The sequence below is a fragment of the Rhizobium sp. YS-1r genome, from assembly GCF_000757525.1.
GTDB lineage: Bacteria > Pseudomonadota > Alphaproteobacteria > Rhizobiales > Rhizobiaceae > Neorhizobium > Neorhizobium petrolearium.
Genome location: NZ_JPYQ01000045.1, coordinates 1 through 1,901, shown reverse-complemented (window position 1 = coordinate 1,901; position 1,901 = coordinate 1). Strand labels below are relative to the sequence as shown.

Annotated in this window: 2 protein-coding genes; both read left to right on the top strand. The window is 66.9% G+C overall.

Going from position 1 to position 1,901, the window contains the following annotated elements; all coding sequences use genetic code 11:
* The first annotated feature begins 5 nt into the window (after positions 1-5).
* Positions 6-1,448 (top strand): phosphomannomutase, encoded by a 1,443-nt coding sequence (locus JL39_RS21305; RefSeq protein ID WP_052183029.1) that lies wholly within the window; start codon positions 6-8, stop codon positions 1,446-1,448.
* Between the two features lie 16 nt (positions 1,449-1,464).
* Positions 1,465-1,901, top strand: a 437-nt coding sequence (locus tag JL39_RS21300; RefSeq protein WP_037155559.1) for a sugar phosphate nucleotidyltransferase, incomplete at its 3' end; no start/stop codon positions are given.

Sequence of the window (1,901 nt, the reverse complement as noted above, 5' to 3'; positions counted from 1 at the left end):
ACTTCATGAAGTTCGGCACAAGTGGTCTTCGTGGACTTGTGACGGCCCTGGAGGGCCGGGCGTCGTCGCTCTATACGCAGGCGTTTGCGCGGCGCTTGATCGAAACAGGTGCGGCAAAGGCGGGTGACGTCGTGCTGGTCGGTCGCGATTTCCGGGCATCGAGCCCGGGGATTGCTCAGACCGTTATTGGCGCCCTGCAGCGTGCCGGCCTGTCGCCGGTCGATTGCGGCGCAGTGCCGACGCCTGCACTGGCGCTTTACGGGTTGAAGCTCGGCGCCGCCGCGCTGATGGTCACCGGTTCGCATATCCCGGCCGACCGCAACGGCATCAAGTTCTACCGCCCCGACGGCGAGATCGATAAGCAGGACGAGGTCCGCATCGGCGCGATCGCCGCCGGGTTCGACGGGCAGGAGATCGATGCGACACCCGGCGCGGCACCGGATCGCTCGGCGGAGGCCGAGGCGCTTTTCCTCGCCCGTTATGCCGGGCTCTTGCCGGAGCGCGCGCTCGCCGGCCTCCGGATCGGCGTCTACCAGCATTCCACCGTCGCCCGCGACCTGCTCGTGACGATGCTTGAAGGTCATGGCGCCGATGTCGTGCCGCTTGGCCGCTCCGCGGAGTTCGTCCCCGTCGACACGGAAGCGGTCTCGACTGAGACCGCCGTCCTCCTGAAGGGCTGGGCGGCGGAACACAAGCTCGATGCGATCGTCTCGGCCGACGGCGACGGCGACCGACCGCTGATGGCCGACGAGACGGGAGAGGTGCTGCGCGGCGATCTTCTCGGCCTGATCGCCGCCAGGTTCCTGGAGGCGAAGGTGGTGGTGACGCCGATCACCTCCAATTCCGGCATCGAGGCGGCGGGGGATTTTGCCGTCATCCGCACGAAAGTCGGCTCGCCCTTCGTGATCGCCGGCATGCTGGAAGCGCTGCGGGCCGGGAAGACGGGCATCATGGGCTTCGAAGCCAATGGCGGCCTTTTGACCGCCTCGCCGTTCGTGGTCGATGGCGCATCGCTCCATCCGCTGCCGACCCGCGACAGTTTCCTGCCGCTGCTCGCCGCACTTTCGCTTGCCGCAGCGGAGAAGAAACCGCTGTCTGAGATCGCCGCCTCTTTCCGGCTACCGTTTGCGGCCGCCGACCGGCTGGAGGATTTTCCGGTCGAGACGAGCGCGGCGCTGATGGCACATCTGCGCGCCTCCGACGATAATCTCGCCGCCTTCCTTCGGCCGCTCGGCGCGATCGCGGACAAAAGCGATATCGACGGCCTGAGGGTGAGGCTGGACGACGGGCGGATCATCCATTTCCGACCGTCCGGCAATGCCCCGGAGATGCGCTGCTACGTGGAAGCCCGGACGGAAGACGCAGCGAAGGCCCTGCTCGACCAGGGCCTTTCATTGATCCGCGAATGGGCCGGGCAGCAGACGCTGCGCCCGACGACGAACGAATGAACCGGAGATCGTTTCGATGAAGACCAAGATCATCCCCGTCATCATGGCCGGTGGCAAGGGGACGCGGCTGTGGCCGCTGTCGCGTGCGAGTGCGCCCAAACAGTTCATCCAGTTCGTCGGCGACCGGACGCTGTTCCAGGCCACCCTGTCGCGCGTTTCGGATCCGACGCTGTACGAGGCCCCGGTGGTCATCACCAACGAGGATTTCCGCTTCCTGGTCGCCGAACAGGCCCGCGAGCTCGGCATCAGGCTTTCCGGCATCCTGCTCGAGCCGGTGGCCCGCAACACTGCGCCTGCGGTGGCCGCGGCGGCCGCCTTTACGGCAAGCCGGTTCGGCGAGGACGCCATCCTGCAGGTGCTGGCCTCCGACCACGAGATCGTCGCCGATGAAGGGTATTTCGGGGCGATCCGCATCGCACGGGAGACCGCCCTTGCCGGCAAGCTCGTCACTTT

Excerpts from the sequence above, each read along its gene's own strand:
- JL39_RS21305 (WP_052183029.1), top strand. The coding sequence starts at position 6 with ATGAAGTTCGGCACAAGTGGTCTTCGTGGACTTGTGACGGCCCTGGAG.